This is a genomic window from Paraburkholderia sediminicola (assembly GCF_046027355.1).
Taxonomy (GTDB): Bacteria; Pseudomonadota; Gammaproteobacteria; order Burkholderiales; family Burkholderiaceae; genus Paraburkholderia; species Paraburkholderia sediminicola_B.
The window spans coordinates 44,824-61,547 of the sequence record NZ_JAQQEK010000021.1 but is presented as its reverse complement, the minus strand read 5'-3'; the positions used below and the strand labels follow the sequence as shown (position 1 = coordinate 61,547).

General features: G+C 63.7%; 16 protein-coding genes. 5 read left to right on the top strand and 11 right to left on the bottom strand.

What is annotated here, in order from left to right:
- Positions 1 to 68: 68 nt before the first annotated feature.
- The gene (locus tag PQR42_RS29940) at positions 69 to 776 is read right to left on the bottom strand and encodes a transposase (RefSeq protein WP_007180173.1); all 708 of its coding nucleotides are present in this window, start codon (positions 774 to 776) and stop codon (positions 69 to 71) included.
- A 187-nt stretch (positions 777 to 963) separates the two neighbouring features.
- Here PQR42_RS29940 and PQR42_RS29935 point away from each other — a divergent pair, with 187 nt between their 5' ends.
- On the top strand, positions 964 to 1,689 hold the full coding sequence (locus PQR42_RS29935; RefSeq protein WP_408215256.1) for an OmpW/AlkL family protein: 726 nt from the start codon (positions 964 to 966) through the stop codon (positions 1,687 to 1,689).
- Positions 1,690 to 2,043: 354 nt separating this feature from the next.
- Positions 2,044 to 2,424, top strand: coding sequence for an ElaB/YgaM/YqjD family protein (locus PQR42_RS29930; protein ID WP_408215254.1), 381 nt, complete (start codon positions 2,044 to 2,046; stop codon positions 2,422 to 2,424).
- Between the two features lie 124 nt (positions 2,425 to 2,548).
- On the opposite strand, the gene PQR42_RS29925 is transcribed toward PQR42_RS29930, so the two are convergent.
- From PQR42_RS29925 to pilM, 7 genes are all read right to left on the bottom strand, one after another.
- Complete coding sequence (locus PQR42_RS29925; RefSeq protein ID WP_408388716.1) at positions 2,549 to 3,754, bottom strand: deoxyguanosinetriphosphate triphosphohydrolase; 1,206 nt, start codon at positions 3,752 to 3,754, stop codon at positions 2,549 to 2,551.
- A 71-nt stretch (positions 3,755 to 3,825) separates the two neighbouring features.
- Complete coding sequence (aroB, locus tag PQR42_RS29920) at positions 3,826 to 4,911, bottom strand: 3-dehydroquinate synthase (RefSeq protein ID WP_408215248.1); 1,086 nt, start codon at positions 4,909 to 4,911, stop codon at positions 3,826 to 3,828.
- On the bottom strand, positions 4,911 to 5,462 hold the full coding sequence (locus PQR42_RS29915; protein WP_106284162.1) for a shikimate kinase: 552 nt from the start codon (positions 5,460 to 5,462) through the stop codon (positions 4,911 to 4,913). Before PQR42_RS29915 ends, aroB begins: the two co-directional genes overlap by 1 nt.
- Positions 5,463 to 5,645: 183 nt before the next feature.
- On the bottom strand, positions 5,646 to 7,397 hold the full coding sequence (locus PQR42_RS29910; protein WP_408388714.1) for a type IV pilus secretin PilQ: 1,752 nt from the start codon (positions 7,395 to 7,397) through the stop codon (positions 5,646 to 5,648).
- A complete protein-coding gene (locus PQR42_RS29905) occupies positions 7,397 to 8,329 on the bottom strand; it encodes a hypothetical protein (RefSeq protein WP_408388712.1) in 933 nt (310 codons plus the stop codon). Before PQR42_RS29905 ends, PQR42_RS29910 begins: the two co-directional genes overlap by 1 nt.
- Positions 8,326 to 9,048: a fimbrial assembly protein gene (locus PQR42_RS29900; protein ID WP_408388710.1), complete on the bottom strand. Its 723-nt coding sequence runs from the start codon at positions 9,046 to 9,048 to the stop codon at positions 8,326 to 8,328. The genes PQR42_RS29905 and PQR42_RS29900 overlap by 4 nt, the downstream gene beginning before the upstream one ends.
- The gene (pilM, locus tag PQR42_RS29895) at positions 9,045 to 10,037 is read right to left on the bottom strand and encodes a type IV pilus biogenesis protein PilM (protein ID WP_408215238.1); all 993 of its coding nucleotides are present in this window, start codon (positions 10,035 to 10,037) and stop codon (positions 9,045 to 9,047) included. Before pilM ends, PQR42_RS29900 begins: the two co-directional genes overlap by 4 nt.
- A 254-nt stretch (positions 10,038 to 10,291) precedes the next feature.
- Here pilM and PQR42_RS29890 point away from each other — a divergent pair, with 254 nt between their 5' ends.
- On the top strand, positions 10,292 to 12,691 hold the full coding sequence (locus PQR42_RS29890) for a penicillin-binding protein 1A (RefSeq protein ID WP_408388708.1): 2,400 nt from the start codon (positions 10,292 to 10,294) through the stop codon (positions 12,689 to 12,691).
- 118 nt (positions 12,692 to 12,809) lie between these two features.
- Here the strand turns inward: PQR42_RS29890 and cyaY are convergent, their stop codons facing one another.
- Positions 12,810 to 13,127: an iron donor protein CyaY gene (cyaY, locus tag PQR42_RS29885; RefSeq protein WP_011490036.1), complete on the bottom strand. Its 318-nt coding sequence runs from the start codon at positions 13,125 to 13,127 to the stop codon at positions 12,810 to 12,812.
- Between the two features lie 35 nt (positions 13,128 to 13,162).
- Here cyaY and lptM point away from each other — a divergent pair, with 35 nt between their 5' ends.
- Together lptM and lysA are read left to right on the top strand one after the other, a co-directional pair.
- The gene (gene lptM / locus PQR42_RS29880) at positions 13,163 to 13,504 is read left to right on the top strand and encodes an LPS translocon maturation chaperone LptM (protein WP_408215233.1); all 342 of its coding nucleotides are present in this window, start codon (positions 13,163 to 13,165) and stop codon (positions 13,502 to 13,504) included.
- Between the two features lie 9 nt (positions 13,505 to 13,513).
- Positions 13,514 to 14,776: a diaminopimelate decarboxylase gene (gene lysA / locus PQR42_RS29875; protein WP_408215231.1), complete on the top strand. Its 1,263-nt coding sequence runs from the start codon at positions 13,514 to 13,516 to the stop codon at positions 14,774 to 14,776.
- Positions 14,777 to 14,864: 88 nt separating this feature from the next.
- Here lysA and msrQ read toward each other — a convergent pair whose 3' ends face one another.
- On the bottom strand, positions 14,865 to 15,569 hold the full coding sequence (gene msrQ, locus PQR42_RS29870) for a protein-methionine-sulfoxide reductase heme-binding subunit MsrQ (protein ID WP_408388706.1): 705 nt from the start codon (positions 15,567 to 15,569) through the stop codon (positions 14,865 to 14,867).
- A gap of 11 nt (positions 15,570 to 15,580) precedes the next feature.
- Complete coding sequence (gene msrP, locus PQR42_RS29865) at positions 15,581 to 16,576, bottom strand: protein-methionine-sulfoxide reductase catalytic subunit MsrP (RefSeq protein ID WP_408220335.1); 996 nt, start codon at positions 16,574 to 16,576, stop codon at positions 15,581 to 15,583.
- Positions 16,577 to 16,724: the final 148 nt, after the last annotated feature.

The window sequence follows — 16,724 nt, the reverse complement described above, 5'->3', positions numbered from 1 at the left end:
CAAAATCGTGCAAAAGAAAACGGCATGCGAAGATGCCGTTTCGATGCAGCCCTTTGATCCGAAACGCTTTATTGCTGCTGCGGCGTCTCGCGCACCTTGCGCGGCCGTCCGCGTGGCAACGGCGACACGCGCCGGTTGGCGGCCCGCGCCGCCCATTCGCGGTACGTATCACTCCCCAAAACCCAGCCCTTCAGCGTGGCCTGCTGAAGCTGGCTGGCTTCGCGTTCGTCGAGCGGCTGCTCACACAGTTCGCGGTACGCACGCTGTCGTTCGAACGGCGTATTGCCGAGCGACCAGTACAGCGGGTGGTCCGTAATCAGGCTATCGAGCGTCAAGCCGATGTGGTGCCGGTAGCTCGACCAGCGGTAGTCTTCCGGCGCGCTCACGAGCCCCGCGCGCACCGGGCACATCTCGACGACGCGGCTCGCCAGCAGGAAGTAGCGCTCGCCTTCGATCACCGTGGCGCGGTAGCGGCCTTCCCACAAGGTGCCGCGGCGCGCGTAACGCCGGTTGAAGTGCGCCACGTAGCGGCGCCCGACCGCCTGCATCGCCTTCGGCAGACTCGACTCCTCGGTCGGCGTGACGAGCAGTTGCACCGCGCCTGGCATCAACGCATAGGCGTGGATGGATAAGTGATGGTCGCGAGAAGCCGCTTTCAAACAATCGATGAAGAGCTCGTAGTCCTGGTCGTCGACGAATGCGGGCTGCTGATCGAGCCCGCGGAGGATGACGTGCTGCGGCTGGTCAGGGACATAGAGACGTGCAAGCCGTGCCATGCTGGAGTATCCGATAGTCGCGTTGGTACATACCCGAAGGTCCGAAGAACCGCATGCGCCAAAGGTTCGGCGCGGCGCGGCAGAGCCAGAAACCGCGCGGAGCTTAGGGAGAAAGCTCTAACCGCCGCGTATGGTTTGTTTCAAACGTTGTCGTCATAATGAGCGGGCCTTTTTTGGAGGAGCACATATGAAATTAAAACAGGCCGTAACGGGGATCGCGGCGCTAGCCTGCATGACAACGGCAGCGCATGCGCAATCGGCCGGTAGCTTTTTCGTCACAACAGGCTGGTTCCATCTTGCGCCTCAATCGAGCAGCGAACCGTTGAAAGTGACAAGCATTGGCGGCAGCCCGACCAACATCACCGAAGCCAACACCGGCGCAACCCTCAGTTCAGCCGACACCATCGGTTTCACTGCCGGCTACTTCGTTACCGATCACATCGCAGCCGAGTTCGTCATCGGCGTCCCGCCTTCGTTCGACCTGGAAGGTTCGGGCAGCCTCGCCCAGTTCGGCAAGCTGGGCCAGGCAAAACAGTGGAGCCCGACTCTGCTATTCAAGTACTACTTCAACGCCCCGACTGCCACCTTCCGCCCGTATCTCGGCGTTGGCGTGAGCCGCATCTGGTTCACCGACGAAAAGATCACCAACAGCGCATTCGAGGCAAACGTTCTGCATGGTCCGACCAGCGTCAGTACGGATAGTTCGTGGGAGCCGGTGTTTAATGCCGGCTTCACATACGCGTTCAACCAGCATTGGTTCGCGGGCGTCTCGATTTCGTATCTGCCGCTCAGCACGACCGCCAAGCTGAACACCGCTGCGAACACGCCGGTCGGCACGCTGAACGTGCAGTCGCAAACCAAGATCAAGCTGAACCCGATCGTTTCCTACGTCAACATCGGTTACCGTTTCTAACGCTTCGAGAAAATTAGGGGCCGTAGAGTTAGGGTAGTCGAATTTTCGTGGCTTGGACAACGCCGTCATATATCCAATGGCGGCGTTTTTATTTTTGTGCGCGCTTTGTGGCAGCCGGGTCGGCGCTCTTGGAAGCCCCGCGCCGACCGACTGTCAGCATTTGTAAATTTGACCCGGAATCGCGTCAGTCAGTGCAATATCTGCTGACAAATTTGGCGTCCAGCCTACGGCGGGTGGGGCCTGTGGGGTTTGGCACCGAAGTTGCGTTCGCATGGTGTTTCCCGCGCCGAGACGTGAACGTGCGTCTTCGTGACAGCGCGTGGGACCCTTTTTCACCTCATCGACGGAGCGACCATGACTGCACTTCCGAATACGCGAGACGCCCTCGGCGAATCCTGGACCAGCACCAGCCGCCGTGCGCGGCGTATCGCTCGCCACAGCCGCCACGCGGCCGAAGATATCGCAGGCGAACTGCGTACGCTAATGTCGGAACTCGAATCCACGCTGGCGGACGGCACCCAAGCCGACGCGGTGGCGTTGCGCAGCAAACTTCGCAAACAACTCGAAGTCGCGCGCGCCCGCTTGAACGATACGCGTGACGCCGTGCGCGAACGCGCCCAGGTGGCGGTCGCCGATGCCGACCATTACGTGCATGAAAATCCGTGGCAGACAATTGCGATCGTCGGCGGCGTTGCGTTGATTGCGGGCGCGTTGTTCGCGTCGCGGCTGCGTTAAGGCGTCTACCGCGCGGGACTGCCGCCGGTCGGGCGGCGGCTTGCTGCAAATGCTCTGAACCGGCGCCTCGCACTGGTGTCGGCTCGCAGGCCGCCCGGGCCGGCGCAGTCTTGTGCCGTGCCGCTCAGTTGTCGTCGATCACGAACAGCCGCTGGTATTCCTTGACTGCGTAGCGATCCGTCATACCCGCGATGTAGTGGGCGATCAGACGCGGTTGCTGCGTCGCGTCGGTCGATTGATAGCTCGGCGGCAGCAGCCGCGGATCGTCCGTGAACGCGTCGAACAGACCGGCGACGACGCGGCGCGCCTTGTTGGCCATGCGCATCACGCGGTAATGGCGATACAGGTTCTTGAACAGAAAGCGCTTGAGCGCCGCAGCCTGCGCGGCAATCGTGTCGCTGTGCGCGACGAGCGCGGGCGATGAACGCACGGCGTCCAGCGACGCCGGCGCATGCCGGTCCAGATTCAGCTTGGTCGTATCGATCAGATCGACGATCAACGTATTGATGATGCGGCGCACCGTTTCGTGAATCAGCCTGCGCCCTTCGATCTGCGGAAAATCGCTGCGCGCCGCCTCATAGTGCACCTGCCACAACTCCACTTCGGCGAGCTGCTCGACGGTGAGCAGTCCCGAGCGCAAACCGTCGTCGACATCGTGATTGTTGTACGCGATCTCGTCGGCGACATTCGCGATCTGCGCCTCGATGGACGGCTGCCGCCCTTCGAGAAAGCGCTCACCCAATGCGCCGAGCCGCCGCGCGTTCTCGCGCGAGCAGTGCTTCAGAATCCCCTCGCGCGTTTCGAAGCAGAGATTCAGGCCATTGAACGCGCCGTAGTGCTCCTCCAGATCGTCGACGACCGCCAGGCTCTGCAAATTGTGCTCGAAGCCGCCGTGCTCACGCATGCATTCGTTGAGCGCGTCCTGCCCGGCATGGCCGAAAGGCGTATGGCCCAAGTCGTGAGCGAGCGATATGGCTTCGACGAGATCTTCGTTGACCCGCAGATTGCGCGCGACCGACCGCGCGATCTGCGCGACTTCCAGGCTGTGAGTCAGGCGCGTGCGAAACAGGTCGCCCTCGTGGTTCACGAACACCTGAGTTTTGTACTCGAGCCGGCGGAATGCGGTCGAATGGACGATGCGGTCGCGATCGCGCTGGAATTCTGTGCGCGCGCTGGGGGCGGTTTCCGGATAGCGGCGGCCGCGCGATTGCGCGGAATGCGCCGCGTACGGCGCGAGGTGCGCTTCGAGTGCCTCCTGCGAAGGCACGCCGATCGTGGCCGTGCCTGCCGCCGGGTCTTGCTTTACATCGTCGCTGCGCCTGTCAGTCACCGGGTTCTCCGAAACATGGGCGGCGCCTCGTGACGCTGGAGCGTGCTGCGTTGCTGGATGCCCCGCTAGACTCAGACGGCGGCGGCCAGCGTGGCGTGCACCTCGGCGTCGGGCGCCTGGGTGATCAGCGTCTCACCGAAACGCTTCAGCAGAATGAATTTGATCGCGCCGGCTTCCGCCTTCTTGTCGACCCGCATGAGTTCGACATAGCGCGCGTCGCCGAGCGCGGGCGCCCGGGTCGGCAAATGCGCGGCGACGATCACGTCGACCAGACGCTTGCGTGCGGCCTCGTCGAGATAGCCCATGCGCACGGAGAGATCCGCCGCCATCACCATCCCGCAGCCGACCGCCTCGCCGTGCAGCCACTCGCCGTAGCCGAGGCCGGCTTCGATCGCATGGCCGAACGTGTGGCCGAAATTGAGAATGGCGCGCAGTCCGCCTTCTCGCTCGTCCTGCGCGACCACCGACGCCTTGATTTCGCACGATCGCTTGACCGCCTCGGCCAGCGCTTCGGGTTCGCAGCGATTCAATGCCTCGATATTGGCTTCGATCCAGCTGAAGAAACCCGCGTCGGCGATGGCGCCGGTCTTGATCACTTCGGCGACGCCCGCCGCCAGTTCACGCGCCGGCAGCGTGCGCAGCGCGCCGATGTCGGCGATCACGGCCTGCGGCTGGTAAAACGCGCCGATCATGTTCTTGCCGAGCGGGTGATTGATGCCCGTCTTGCCGCCCACCGACGAATCGACCTGCGACAGCAACGTGGTCGGCACCTGAATGAACGGCACGCCGCGCATGTAGCAGGCGGCCGCAAAACCCGTCATGTCGCCGATCACGCCGCCACCCAATGCGATCAGCGTGGTCTTGCGATCGGCGCGACTGCCGAGCAGCGCGTCGAAAATCAGGTTCAGGGTTTCGAGGTTCTTGTGCGCCTCGCCGTCCGGCAACACGACTGTGGAGACCTGCTTGCCAAGCGGCGCCAGCGCGGCGCGCAGCTTGTCGCCGTACAGCGGGTCGACGGTGGTGTTGGTGACGATCGTGACCGAGCTGCCGGCGATATGCGGCGCGAACAGCGCGGTCTGGCCGATCAGATCGGCCCCGATATGGATGGGGTAGGCACGTTCGCCCAGTTCGACGTTGACGGTAATCATACGGTCCATTATGACGCAGGATGTTTGGCGACGCCGGCCATCTCGAGCTGCATCAGAACCATGTTGACGAGTCCGTTGACCGAAGGCCGGCCGGTTTCGATCACGAAATGCGCGCATTCCCGGTATAACGGGTCGCGCACTTCGTACAGTGCTTCGAGACGCGCTTTGGGGTCTTCGGTCTGCAAAAGCGGGCGATTTTTGTCGCGCCGGGTGCGCAGCCACAGATCGTGCGGATTGGCGCGCAAATAGATCACCACCCCGCGATTTTGCAGTGCTTCGCGGTTTTCTGGCCGCAGTATCGCGCCGCCGCCGGTCGCGAGCACGATATTGTCGCGCCCGGTGAGGTCGGAAATCACGCTGGCTTCGCGCTCGCGGAAGCCCGCTTCGCCCTCCAGCTCGAAGATCACCGGGATGCGCGCGCCCGTGCGCGCCTCGATTTCATGGTCGGAATCGAAGAACGGGCGATCGAGACGGCGCGCAATGGCCCGGCCCACGGTGGTTTTCCCTGCCCCCATGAGCCCTACAAAAAATACATTGGCGTGTGCGTCCCGCGCTTGCAACGGTGTCCTCTGGCTAATCCGGTATGGTTCGTGCCGCAGCTTACTGGCAAAGCGGCTGCCTTGTCGAGCCTGCGCGCCGCTCGAGAGCGCCCCCAAGCCCTGTCGCTTCGTGCCGGGCTCCCCAAGGAGAAAGAAAACCTGGGGGCCGGCCCGCGTTTTCTCGCCGGCAGCGGCAGCATGCCCCTAATTTGTCTGAACGACGCGCGGCGTGATGAAAACAGCCAGTTCGCTGCGCTGGTCGCGATGAGCCCGATGGCGGAACAGCGCACCTAAAATTGGTATTTTGCCCAGGACCGGGACCCGCGTCACATCGTCCCGGTCGTCGGTCGCATAAATTCCGCCGATCGACACCGTACCACCATCCTCGACCTCGACGCGCGTTTGCACGTGCTTGGTGTTGATCGCAGGCCCGGCGTCGGTCTGTTCGCCGACGCTGTCTTTGGCGACGTCGAGATCCAGCACCACCCGGCCGTCCGGCATGATCTGCGGCTCCACCTCCAGTTTGAGCGTGGCGCGGCGAAACTGCACGCCCGACACGCCCTGCCCCACTTTCGCCTGATACGGCAGTTCGGTGCCCTGCTCGACCACCGCTTTCATTCGGTCGGCCGTGACCACGCGCGGACTCGAGACGATTTCGCCGCGCCCCTGCGCTTCGAGCGCGCTCAGCTCGATATTCAGCAGCCGGGTCGCGCCGGCGGCGAACAGGGTCAGGCCGGCGGTAGCCGCGTCGAAACCGGAAATCGGGCGGGCCGACAGATCGTAGGCGGCGTCGGTCAAGCCTTTCGCGGTGCCGTCGGCGTTCGTGGCCGCCATGGATAGCTTCACGCCGAGATTGCGCGAAAACCCATGTTCGCCCTCGACGATACGCGCTTCGATCAGTACCTGGCGCGTCGGCCGGTCGACCGAGGCGAGCAGCGCCGCAATCTGCGCGAGGCGCCCTTCGAGATCGGTCACGAACAGCAGATTGGTGCGCGGATCGGCAGTCGCTGCACCGCGTTTGGACAAAACGCGCTGCGCGCCCGAACCGGTCAGCAAGCGCCTGACGTCCTCGGCATGCGCGTAGTGCAGTTCGAACGTGCGGCTCGCGAGCGGCTCGAGATCGGCGGCCCGGGCGTGCGCTTCGAAGCGCTGCCGCTCGCGCGCGGCCAGATCCGCAATCGGCGCGACCCAGATCACGTTGCCGTGGCGTTCCATCGCCAGGCCGTTGACGTCGAGCAAGGTGTCGAACGCGGTGCGCCACGGCACTTTGTCGAGCTTCAGCGAGACGGCGCCACGCACTCTCTCGCTCGCGACGATGTTCAGCCCGGTGAATTTGGCGAACGCATTCAGGACGGCGCCGAGTTCGGCACGTTGGAAATTCAGCGAGATCGGTTTGTCGTCGGGCGCGAGGGCTGCGTCGGCGGCACCGCGCGGCGCATTGCTCAGACGCGCGAGCGGCGGCAGCGGCACCGGCGGGCCTTCGAGCGCGGCGCTGCCAACGGCATCGCCGCGAGCCTCAGCGGCGGATTGTCTTCGCAGCGGGACGGAGCCGTCGGCGTCGGCATCGCCGAGAGCCAGGGCGGCAGATTGCCTTCGCAACGACAGTGAGCCGCCCACGTCGTCGGCGGCACGCTCGTCCGTGGCGGCGTTGGCCGCCGTCGCGCTCATACGCGATGCGTCTGGATCGTCTGCTGCATCCTGACGAAACGGGTTGGGCACTTCGGCCGAAACTTCGCGTGGCGGCGGCGGTGTGCCGTTATACAAAGCGTCGCGCGGCGATACCGCGTCGTCGAGCAGCATGTAGGCAGGCAGCGGCGGCAGCGGTGGAGTCGACGCCTGCGTGACACTGGCGCCCAGCGCCGCGCTGAGATACAGGCCGAGACACACCTTGAGGCGAGGCGACGCACGCGTATCGACACTCGGCAATGCAAAGGGAAATGACTTCGCCAGTCTCATCAGGAAGCCTCCGGCATCGCCAGCGTACGTGTCGCACCGGCCTTCGCGAGCGTAATGCCGGACGCGTCCAGCTTCGTGACACGCTCGGCGCCGATCCGCTCTCCGGACTCGACAGTTGCCACGCCGTCCGGTGTATCGAGCAAGGCCAGCCCGCGCGTGCGATCGCTCAGCAATCCGACCAGACGCAGTTGCGCGACATCGGGCAGATCGCCGGCAGCCTGCATCTGTGGCTGCGAAAATGGATCGAAGAAGACGATGTCTTCATCGTCGTCCGAGTCGAGGCTGTCGTCGGCGAACGCGTCCGCGGAGGTTGTCGATGGCGCCGGCCTTAGCGCGTCGAACACATGCAGCGTGGCGCTCACCGACAACGCCGCGGCATCCCGCTTGACGGTCACATCGACAGGCACGATCAGCACCGGCAGATCGGACAGTCCGCGCAGAAATGCCATCAGGTGAACGAAGTCCGTACGCGCGGTCAGTTGCAGCGGACGCATGCTTTCAACGCCCGCGCCGCTGACCGCGCCGGGTTCCACCGTCAGCAACGCGACGTTATTTTGCGCGGCCAGTTCGGAGACGATGCGCACGACGTCGGCGGAACTCCACGACGCGGATGAGCGCGTGGTCGAAGCAGCAACCGGCGCGGCGGCGGCATCACGGCGCAGCGCGGGCAGTTGCGCAAGCGCGCGCCGCGCGTTCGCGAGACGCAAGCTACTGGCCTCCAACGCTGCCCGGCTCGCTTCGACACCACCGAGATCGGCCACGACCCAGCCATGCGCGCCAATACCGAACACCAGTGCCGCAATCAGCAACGCGACCACCCAGCGGCGGCGCAGGCTCCATGCGTCGAGCGGCAAGCGCACGCGCTTGATCCAATGGGAAAGAGAAAGCCGCGCGTTTGCCGCGCCGTTGAACTCGACAAAGATCGTACTCATTTCGCACCTCTTGATTGTTCAGACTTCACAGGACGCTGCGCCGTGGAACCTGCCGGGCGGACCGCTTTCTGCGTCGGCTCGTTCCAGCGCAGATGCGCACCGAATTCGATCGGAGCGGCGACGCTCGCCTGCGTAGCAGCTGCACCGCCACGTGAAGCCGAACGATGCAGATCGCTCACCTCCGCCCCCTTCACGCCACGGATCGCACTCAAGCGCTTGAGCCACTCAGCCGAGGCGAGATGTTCACGCGATGTCGCCAGCAACTCGGTCTCATCCTCACGGTGGCGCAACTGCTGCAGCACTACGCCGTCGCCCGGTTCGAAACTCAGCGCGTCGAGCAGATCGCGTAGATGCGTGAGCGGCTCAGACACGCTCTTTGCGTGTGCGACGTTGCGGCGCTGTTCGTCTCGCACGCGCAGCAACGCCGCGTGCTCCGCGAGTGGCGCTGATAGTTGTGTGAGCGTGCGCTCGATCGACACGCGCCGCGCATCGAGCCGCGCCCTCGCGATCACCTGCCACCCGGCCAATGCGAAAACGGCGACGCAACCGGCGCAGACCGCGGCAATCCATTCGAGTACGCGCCGCCGACGCGCGAGCCGCGCATTGCGTTGCCGGTAAGGCAGCAGATTGAAACCACCGAGCCACGACCGCGCGAAACGCGTGCCGCGTACCGGCGCTCGAGTGTTAGAGGCCGCCGCGTGCAATAGGCCACCCGTCATTCGAGCACCCCACGCAACGCAAGCCCAAACGCGACCGCGCCGGACGGTTCGTGCAACAGCGAATCGTCCAACGGTCGAACGAGGCCGCCCAGCGCCGCGCATTCGAATGGCAGCACGGCGCAACTCAACACGTCGGCGATATCCGCCGTCGAGAAACCCACGCCGTCGAGCAGATCGACCTCACCACTCAGCAACGCACAGTCGAGTTCCGGACCGTGCGCCAGGTCGCGCAACGCATCGGCGAGATCGGCGTGTTCCGGTGCGGGATAGCGCATTTCGCGGCAGATGATGTCGTCCACGATCCGCCAGCCGTACACGCCGTCCGTGCCGATCCACAACGCAACATACGGCTCGTGCGGATCGAGCTCGTAACTCGCCGCGTAGCGCATGGCGCGCAACGCCGCATGCGGCTCACCGTCGATGGCGGTGAGCGAGATGCCCCCAATCGCCGCGCATTCGATTCGCGCTTCGAGATGTTGCCGCGCGGTGGCGGCAATGGTCACGGAGCGGACCGGCGAATACGTTTCATCGAGATACCAATCGACTGCGAGAGCATGCCGCTCGAGACCCGCAATGCGTTCGACCTCGCTCATCACCGCCGGCTCCAGTTCGGCCAGTTGATGCCCGCCGTCTTCCGCGCAACCGCTCTGCGTGGCAAGGCGCGCGAGCGGCACCGTGGTGGTCATGGTGGCCGACGCGGGCAGCGCCATCGCGCATCGCAAGGCATGTGTCGCGCACGCGTGCGGCAGGCCGGCGAACGCCTCGCGCAACGCACGCGCGACCGCGTGCCGGTCGGCAATTTCGCTGCCGGCCATTGCGCCGGCGACAAGCGGCACGGTGCTCACATATTCGATATGCAGCGCGCCGGGTGAGCGCACGCGCTGACTCAGCACGATCAAACGCACGCTCTGCGAGCCAACATCGATCCCCGCAGCAAAACGCTGCGCACCGGGTTGCACTGCCTGAAGCCAAGATCTTTTCAACGCCATGACGTCCTCCCTCTGACTCACGCGACGAACCATTCGAACGCGAGTGATGAGGACGAATTGTGCGTAGCCGCGCCGCCGCGCGACACTCAGCCAAATGGCTAACGTTGAGCAACGCACGTCCTGTACGCCATCAAAGGGACTACAGTGAAGTCATTCCCGCGCGGCGCGCAGACTTGTCAAGAAGTGTCAGTAAGCATGTCGAAAGCTGAAAAGCGAGGCGGCTATAATCGCGGGACTGTTTTTTTGGTGCCTACATGCAATCCACGTCTCCTACGTCCCCGCCGCCCGCGCCGCAAAAGCGCAAACGCCCGTTGTGGCTGAAGCTCATCCTGGGCTTCGTGGGTCTGATCGTCGCAGGCATTCTGTGCGTGCTGCTGGTGCTCGGGTATGCGCTCGTCGTCGCCACGCCCAATCTGCCGTCGCTCGATGCGTTGACCGACTACCGGCCGAAGGTGCCGCTGCGCATCTACACGGCCGACCACGTGCTGATCGGCGAATTCGGCGAGGAACGGCGCGACATCGTCCGTATTCAGGACGTGCCCGATCATCTGAAGAAGGCGATCCTCGCCATCGAAGACGCGCGCTTCTACGATCACGGCGGCGTCGACCTCACGGGCATTGCGCGCGCGGGCTTCGTCGCGCTGACCAATGGCCACGCCACGCAGGGCGCAAGCACGATCACCATGCAGGTGGCGCGCAACTTCTTTCTCTCGAGCGAGAAGACCTACACGCGCAAGATCTACGAGATGCTGCTCGCCTACAAGATCGAGTCGAAGCTGTCCAAGGATCAGATTCTCGAGGTGTACATGAATCAGATCTATCTCGGTCAACGCGCCTACGGTTTCGCGAGCGCGGCGCGGGTGTACTTCGGCAAGGATCTGAAGGATCTGACGCTGGCGGAATCGGCCATGCTGGCCGGCTTGCCGAAGGCGCCGTCGGCGTATAACCCGGTCGTCAATCCGAAGCGTGCGAAGGTGCGTCAGGAGTACATCCTGCAACGCATGTACGAGCTGCACTACATCACCCAGGAACAATACGACGAAGCGAGCAAACAGCCGCTCGTGGTCAAGGGCGCGGGCAAGGAATTCAGCGTGCACGCGGAATATGTCGCGGAAATGGTGCGTCAGATGATGTACGCGCAGTATCGCGAAGAAGCCTATACGCGTGGTCTGAACGTGGTGACCACGATCGATTCGGCCGATCAGGACGTCGCGTACCGGGCACTGCGCAAAGGCCTGATGGACTACGAACGGCGCCACGGTTATCGCGGGCCCGAGGCGTTCATCGATCTGCCGTCCGACGCCGATGACCGCGAACAGGCCATCGACGACGCACTGCTCGAACACCCGGACAATGGTGAGATCATTGCCGCGGTGGTCACCGCGGCTAGTCCGAAGCAGGTGCAGGCCGCCTTCATCGACGGTAATGTCGCGACGATCCAGGGCGACGGCCTGCGCTTCGCGCAGTTCGCGCTCGGCCCGCGCGCGCAGCCGAATCAACGCGTGCGACCCGGCGCGATCATTCGGCTCGTCAAGACTGACGACGGCAACTGGTCGATCACGCAATTGCCGCAAGTGGAAGGCGCGTTCGTTTCGGTGATCCCGCAAGATGGCGCGATCCGCGCGCTCGTCGGCGGTTTCGACTTCAACAAGAACAAGTTCAATCACGTGACTCAGGCGTGGCGGCAGCCGGGATCGAGCTTCAAGCCGTTCATCTATTCGGCGTCGCTCGAAAAGGGGCTCGGACCGGCAACCGTGATCAACGACGCGCCGCTCTTCTTCAGCGCGGCTGAAACCGGCGGCCAGGCGTGGGAGCCGAAGAACTACGGCGGCGGCTTCGACGGCCCGATGACCATGCGCACCGCGCTGCAGCGCTCGAAGAACCTGGTGTCGATTCGTATCCTGAACCAGATCGGCACGAAGTACGCGCAGCAGTACATCACGCGTTTCGGCTTCGACGCGGATCGTCATCCGGCTTATCTGCCGATGGCGCTGGGCGCCGGTCTCGTCACACCGTTGCAGATGGCGGGCGCGTTCTCGGTGTTCGCCAACGGCGGCTATCGGATCAATCCGTATCTGATCGCTGAAGTCACGGATCAGCGCGGCATGGTGGTCGCGCACGCGCAACCGCTGGTGGCCGCGCAAAGCGCGCCGCACGCGATCGAGCCGCGCAATGCATATGTGATGAACAGCCTGCTGCAAAGCGTGGCGCAACGCGGCACGGGCGCGAAGACCAACGTGCTGAAGCGTACTGATCTCGCCGGCAAGACAGGCACGACCAACGATTCGCGCGACGCGTGGTTCGCCGGTTATCAGCACACGCTCACGGCCATCGCATGGATCGGCTACGACAACCCGCGCAGTCTCGGCGACAAGGAAACCGGCGGCGGCCTCGCGTTGCCCGTCTGGATCGAATACATGGGGCGTGCGCTGAAGGGCGTGCCGGAGTACAAGATGCCGATGCCCGACGACGTGACCGAAGTCGGCTCGGAGCTTTATTTCGACGACTTCACGCCGGGGCATGGTTTTGTCGCCACGGTCGGCATCAGTCAGGCGGCGTTGGATGCCGAGGCGAGCGGCGCGTCAGCGGCCGCGCCTGAGCAGGTCGGCGAGCAGGAGAAGCAGGACATCATGAATCTGTTCCGCGGACACTGACGCGCTTACACAGTCCCTTTGAAGCAAAACGGCCGCGCTTTTCAGCGCGGCCGTTTTGCTTGTGCGGTCTGGATGATCGATTCGGCCGCTTGCGCGGCCCTCGTCCGAACGGCGAGTCTTACGCTTCGAAGTGAACCGGCTCGCCGGCCTGCTGCGTCGCGTACTCCGACAGCGCGGCGAAAAACTCCGTGCCGCTGCGCGTGTCGCGCCATTCGCCGTCGACGAAACGGAAGTGGAAACCGCCCGCTTTCGCGGCGATCCAGATCTCGCTCATGGGCGGCTGAAGGTTGACGATGATCTTCGAGCGATTCTCGAATTCGAGGGTCAAGACGTTGCCGCTGCGCTCCAGTTCGATGTCGGCATCCGTGTCGTCGAGCGCGCGTTCGATGGCGGCTAGCGCGGCTTCCGCGCGGGTCAGGTATTCACTATCGGACATGCTAAACTCCATCGATTATTTATTCAGGGACAGTCATGCGAGTCGTATCTCGGATGCGCGCGGCGGCGCCCGGCCGCGCGATTGTAGCGGTTTTAGCCATTCTCGCAGGTTGTGCACTTGCCGGCTGCGGACAACGCGGTTCGCTCTATTTGCCCACCGTGCCGCCGCTACCGGCCAAGCCGATCGATCGCACGCAAACGCCGCCGAGCGTTGCGCAACCCGCCTCGGCAACATCCACCGACATGAGCACCGTCCCGGATACCTCCGGCACACCGCTTTCGTTGGCGCCGGAAAACGAACTCGCCGCGCCGCCCGCCTCCGCTGCATCCGCTACGGCGGCTCCGCTGCCTGCTTCCGCCGCCACACCTGCTCAATAAGACTTCCGCATGACTCGATCCGCATTTGACTACGTCGACGGCGTGCTGCACGCCGAAGGCGTGTCCGCCGTCTCCCTCGCCGAGCAGTTCGGCACGCCGCTGTACGTGTACTCGCGCGCCGCGCTCACCGAGGCGTGGAACGCCTACGCGGGCGCTTGCACCGGGCGTCGCGCGAGCGTGCATGTCGCCGTGAAGGCCAATAGCAATCTCGCAGTGTTGAACGTGTTCGCGCGGCTTGGCGCCGGCTTCGACATCGTGTCGGGCGGCGAACTGGCGCGTGTGCTGGCCGCCGGCGGCAAGGCGGAGAACACCGTGTTTTCCGGCGTCGGCAAGAACGCGGACGAAATGCGCGACGCGCTCGCGGCCGGCGTGAAATGCTTCAACGTCGAATCGATTCCCGAACTCGATCGCCTGAATGCGGTTGCCGCGGAAATGGGCAAGAAGGCGCCTGTCTCGCTGCGCGTGAATCCGGACGTCGACGCGAAGACGCATCCGTATATTTCCACCGGCCTGAAGTCGAACAAGTTCGGCGTCGCATTCGAAGATGCACGCGCCACGTATCAGGCGGCTGCGGGCATGGCGAATCTCGAGGTGGTCGGCATCGACTGCCATATCGGCTCGCAGATCACCGAAGTCGCGCCGTATCTCGACGCGGTCGACAAGGTTCTGGAGTTGGTCGAGCAAATCGAGCAGGACGGCGTGAAGATTCGTCACATCGACGTGGGCGGTGGTCTCGGCATCACGTACGACGATGAAACGCCGCCGGAAATTGGTGAGTTTGTGCGCACCGTACTCGATCGCATCGAAGCGCGCGGTCACGGCCATCGTGAAGTGTATTTCGAGCCGGGCCGTTCGCTGGTCGGCAATGCGGGCGTGCTGCTCACGCGCGTCGAGTTTCTGAAGCCGGGCGCGGAAAAGAATTTCGCCATCGTCGACGCGGCCATGACCGACCTCGCGCGCCCCGCCATGTACGAGGCGTATCACGCGATCGATCCAGTCGTGAAGCGCGACGTGCCGGCTCACGTGTACGACGTGGTCGGCCCGGTTTGCGAGAGCGGTGACTGGCTCGGCCGCGAACGTCTGCTGGCGGCCGAACCGGGCGATTTGCTGGCGATTCGTTCGGCCGGCGCGTATGGCTTCGTGATGAGCTCGAACTACAACACACGTCCGCGCGCCGCGGAGGTGATGGTCGATGGTACACAGGTGCATGTGGTTCGCGCACGCGAAGAGGTGAAGCAGTTGTTTGCGGGCGAAAGCATTCTCCCGGCATAACCTTCAATAGTTGCACCAACATCAAAAAAGGCGATGCCACTGTGGCATCGCCTTTTTCTGTTTACGACGCGAGGCGCACCAACTCCCGTCAGCGGGTCTTTAACTTCCTGTCACGCAGCCACACGATCAAACGCCAACCCAGCAGCGCCACCATGATCGCGCCATAAATCTTCGGCAGGATCAGATCGTGTTTGCCCGCCTTCATCCACCAGAAGTGCAGGATCGCGAGCGCGCCGATCGCATAAATGGACCGATGCAGTATCTGCCAGCGACGCCCGAGCTTGCGCACCATCGCGCGAGGCGACGTCACGGCCAATGCGATCAGCAGCACGAATGCCGCGAAGCCCACCGTGATGAACGGCCGCTTGCCGATGTCCTTGATGATCTCGGCGACATCGAACCATTTGTCGAACCACAGGTAAGTGGTGAAATGCAGCGTCGCGTAAAAGAACGCATAGAGCCCGAGCATGCGGCGAAAACGCACGAACGCAGCGACGCCGGTGAGTCGGCGCAACGGAGTCACGGCTAGCGTGATGCAGAGAAAGACGAGCGTCCACAGCCCCGTCGAGCGCGTGATGAACTCGATCGGATTCGCGCCGAGGCGGTCGGTCAAGCCAAATAGCACGATGCGCGCGAGCGGATACCACGCCGCGATAAACACCGCGATCTTGGCCGGCACGATCCAGCGCGCGCCGGTTGCGGGCCGCTTCGCCGTCGTCGACGATGCAGACGCCTGCGCGCGTGTCGCTTTGCGTTCGAGCTGTGCGGCGGATTGCGTATCGGAAGAAGCCATGTTCGCGCCGCTCAAAAATTCTTCTTCAGGTCCATGCCCTGATAAAGCGACGCGACCTGATCGCCGTAGCCGTTGAACATCAACGTCTTGCGCTTGGGCGTGAAGAAACCGTCCTCGCCGATGCGTCGCTCGGTCGCCTGACTCCAGCGCGGATGATCGACGTTCGGATTCACGTTCGAATAAAACCCATATTCGTTCGATGCGTACGTGTTCCAACTGGTCGGCGGTTGCTTGTCGAGGAAGCGGATCTTCACCAGCGACTTCGCGCTCTTGAAGCCATATTTCCACGGCACCACGACGCGCACCGGCGCGCCGTTCTGATTGGGCAGCACCTCGCCGTAGAGGCCCATCGTCAGCAACGTCAGCGGATTCATCGCTTCGTCCATGCGCAGCCCTTCGGAGTACGGCCAATCGAGCACGGGCGTCGACAGTCCGGGCATTTGCGACGGGTCGGCCAGCGTGATGAATTGCACGTATTTGGCGTTGCCCGTCGGTTGCACGCGCTTGATCAACTCCGCGAGCGGCACGCCGATCCACGGAATCACCATTGACCACCCTTCGACGCAGCGCATTCTGTACACGCGCTCCTCGAGCGGCGCGAGCTTGAGCAATTCGTCGATGTCGTAGACCTTCGGATTCTTGATCTCACCTTCAACGCTCACCTTCCACGGATGCGGCCGCAGCGTCCCAGCGTTGCGCGCGGGATCGGCCTTGTCGGTGCCGAACTCGTAGTAGTTGTTGTACGTGGTGATGTCCTTGAACGGCGTGATCTTGTCGAGCGCGACGAATTTGGCGTCGGTCTTCGCCGCCAGCTTTTGCGCCTTCGGATCCGGCGACGTGTAAGCCGCCAGCGCCTCGCCGTTCACCCCGATCAGACTACCGAGCGCCACCGCGCCGGCCGCCTGCAACACGCGCCGCCGGTTCTGAAAAACACGTTGCGGCGTGATTTCGCTGCGCGCAATGTCGTCGCCGCTGAGTTGAATTCTGTCGCTACGCTTGATCCACATCGTGCTGCTCCTTGCCGGCCCATCGGTCTATGCATCTTAAGGGGCCATATTGATGATCGCTCGTCCGGGCGTCCGTCGTTCAGCCATCCATAGGTACTGTCAGGGCGAACACTCCGGATGCTGCCTATATTCCATCGGCCATAAAAAA

What these genes read in the sequence shown, in the direction of transcription:
- PQR42_RS29940 (WP_007180173.1), bottom strand. Translation starts at nt 776, where the DNA reads ATGGCACGGCTTGCACGTCTCTATGTCCCTGACCAGCCGCAGCACGTC.
- PQR42_RS29935 (WP_408215256.1), top strand. Translation starts at nt 964, where the DNA reads ATGAAATTAAAACAGGCCGTAACGGGGATCGCGGCGCTAGCCTGCATG.
- PQR42_RS29930 (WP_408215254.1), top strand. Translation starts at nt 2,044, where the DNA reads ATGACTGCACTTCCGAATACGCGAGACGCCCTCGGCGAATCCTGGACC.
- aroB (WP_408215248.1), bottom strand. Translation starts at nt 4,911, where the DNA reads ATGGACCGTATGATTACCGTCAACGTCGAACTGGGCGAACGTGCCTAC.
- PQR42_RS29910 (WP_408388714.1), bottom strand. Translation starts at nt 7,397, where the DNA reads ATGAGACTGGCGAAGTCATTTCCCTTTGCATTGCCGAGTGTCGATACG.
- PQR42_RS29905 (WP_408388712.1), bottom strand. Translation starts at nt 8,329, where the DNA reads ATGAGTACGATCTTTGTCGAGTTCAACGGCGCGGCAAACGCGCGGCTT.
- PQR42_RS29900 (WP_408388710.1), bottom strand. Translation starts at nt 9,048, where the DNA reads ATGACGGGTGGCCTATTGCACGCGGCGGCCTCTAACACTCGAGCGCCG.
- pilM (WP_408215238.1), bottom strand. Translation starts at nt 10,037, where the DNA reads ATGGCGTTGAAAAGATCTTGGCTTCAGGCAGTGCAACCCGGTGCGCAG.
- PQR42_RS29890 (WP_408388708.1), top strand. Translation starts at nt 10,292, where the DNA reads ATGCAATCCACGTCTCCTACGTCCCCGCCGCCCGCGCCGCAAAAGCGC.
- cyaY (WP_011490036.1), bottom strand. Translation starts at nt 13,127, where the DNA reads ATGTCCGATAGTGAATACCTGACCCGCGCGGAAGCCGCGCTAGCCGCC.
- lptM (WP_408215233.1), top strand. Translation starts at nt 13,163, where the DNA reads ATGCGAGTCGTATCTCGGATGCGCGCGGCGGCGCCCGGCCGCGCGATT.
- lysA (WP_408215231.1), top strand. Translation starts at nt 13,514, where the DNA reads ATGACTCGATCCGCATTTGACTACGTCGACGGCGTGCTGCACGCCGAA.
- msrQ (WP_408388706.1), bottom strand. Translation starts at nt 15,569, where the DNA reads ATGGCTTCTTCCGATACGCAATCCGCCGCACAGCTCGAACGCAAAGCG.
- msrP (WP_408220335.1), bottom strand. Translation starts at nt 16,576, where the DNA reads ATGTGGATCAAGCGTAGCGACAGAATTCAACTCAGCGGCGACGACATT.